The sequence below is a fragment of the Pseudomonas ulcerans genome (assembly GCF_036324125.1).
GTDB lineage: Bacteria > Pseudomonadota > Gammaproteobacteria > Pseudomonadales > Pseudomonadaceae > Aquipseudomonas > Aquipseudomonas ulcerans.
This window is the reverse complement of record NZ_JAZDQN010000099.1, coordinates 1-1,063: the sequence shown is the minus strand read 5'-3', so window position 1 is coordinate 1,063 and position 1,063 is coordinate 1. Positions and strand designations below refer to the sequence as shown.

Here is a 1,063-nt window from a genome sequence, read left to right as displayed (position 1 = left end):
CTGCATCCGGCCCTACGCTGCGCTCCGGGTCCCCTCCCTCCGGTGTCTTGCAGGGGCTGCGCGGCCTACGATTTGCTACGCAAATCTTCATCTCGCGTCTTCGGCTACCGCCGAAGGGTGCTGCGCACCGGCCCCTTCCAGACACCTCCGCTCGGCCTCCTGACGTCGCGAGTTACGGGCGGCGCCTGCATGGACGCATCTTCGACAACAAAGCCGGCGTCGCTATATAAGACTACTCGCTCTCGCTCTCGCTCTCGCTCTCGCTCTCGCTCGTGCTTTTGCTTTTCTTGCGCGCCAGTTCAGACGCCACAAAGTGCGACCTCGTCAGGCCGAGTGGAGGTGCCTAGGAAGATCTGCGCCGGCAACTTGAACCCCCGCAACCGCAGCAACGCCAGCGGCCCCTCCCCCAGCTCCGTGCGCAGGTGCCAGGTCAGTTCCTTGCCATCCGGCGCGCGCACTTCCAGGTGATAACGGCTGGCGCCATCGTCCAGCAAGGTCACCTTGGCGTTCTCCAGGAAGCGGATCAGCCCCCAGGTGCCCTGGTAATCCCCGTACATGCGCAGGTCACTGCCCACGCTGGTCCACAGCACCCGCGTGCCCGGATGACTGCCACGCCCCGGCCAGTCGAAGCGCTGCCAGCGTTCCTTCTGGTTGAAGTAGTGGTGCTTCTCGCCATTGAGGATGAACTGGGTTATGTGTATGTGGATGGCGGCAACGTCAGCGTCACCATCACCGGCACCACCGGTGGTGATTTCGAGCACCTGGAAGTCAGCCCGACTGCCGCTGTAACGGCTGTAACGGATTCGATCGATACGTCGACGGTCACCCTGACCGCTACGGCGAGCGCTGTCGAAGGAGGCGTCGTCACTTACGTCGCTTCGGTCACCTCGCCAGTTACCGGTACTCCGCTGGTCATCAGCCTGGCCAACGGCCAGTCGATCACTATCCCGGTCAACGCTTCCAGCGGTTCGGTCGATTTCATCGCCCCGAACAACGTGCTGAACACCAACACCCCGCTGACCAACAGCATCACCGGCGTCACCGGTGGCAACTACGAGCACCT

Annotated in this window: 1 protein-coding gene and 1 pseudogene; one reads left to right on the top strand and one right to left on the bottom strand. The window is 63.1% G+C overall.

Annotation, left to right across the window (positions count from 1 at the left end; genetic code table 11):
- Positions 1–299: 299 nt before the first annotated feature.
- Positions 300–692: pseudogene (locus tag V0R59_RS31740) on the bottom strand (type VI secretion IcmF C-terminal domain-containing protein); the annotation flags it as partial.
- Here V0R59_RS31740 and V0R59_RS31735 point away from each other — a divergent pair.
- Positions 603–1,063: immunoglobulin-like domain-containing protein (locus V0R59_RS31735; protein ID WP_330105869.1), on the top strand; the 461-nt coding region annotated here is incomplete at its 3' end. The pseudogene V0R59_RS31740 and the gene V0R59_RS31735 sit on opposite strands and share 90 nt — an antisense overlap.